Origin of the sequence: Chryseobacterium sp. S0630, assembly GCF_024158915.1 — a bacterium.
Classification (GTDB): Bacteria; Bacteroidota; Bacteroidia; order Flavobacteriales; family Weeksellaceae; genus Chryseobacterium.
Map to the genome: position 1 here is coordinate 1 of NZ_JAMZGF010000136.1, position 542 is coordinate 542.

The window sequence follows — 542 nt, forward strand, 5'->3', positions numbered from 1 at the left end:
AAAAAAGAGGATTCCAAAGGAGGTTCCGATATCTGGCTGATCAGAATCAATGAATTTGGTGATGAATTGTGGCAGAAAACCTTAGGAAGTTCTTCTGATGAAGAAGCCAGAGCTGTTATTCAAACTACCGATTTAGGATTTTTTGTAGCCGGAAACGTACAGAATTCAGCAAAAGGTTATGGATCTAAAGATGTTTGGATTACCAGACTCGATAAAAACGGAAAAGAACTTTCTCAATTAATTTTAGGAGGAAAAGGTTTAGATGAAGTAGAGAAGATGATTCCAACGAGAGATGGAGGTGCGCTACTTGGGATTTATTCGAGAAGTTCCGAGGTTCGGGTTTCGGGTTCTGAACAAGATTCCGGGATGCGAGGCGCAGGTTCTGCATCAAACGTTCAAAACCCGAACCCCGTATCCCGAATCGCAAAATCAACAGATAATTTAGGTGAAGGAGATTATTGGATTGTAAAACTCGACAAGAACGGAAAAGTAGAATGGGAGAAGAACTTTGGTGGAAAAGGAGATGATCATTTGAGAACCCT

1 pseudogene is annotated in these 542 nt (G+C 40.8%); it reads left to right on the plus strand.

From position 1 onward, the window contains the following. A pseudogene (locus NK356_RS24080) lies at positions 1-542 on the plus strand (T9SS C-terminal target domain-containing protein); the annotation flags it as partial.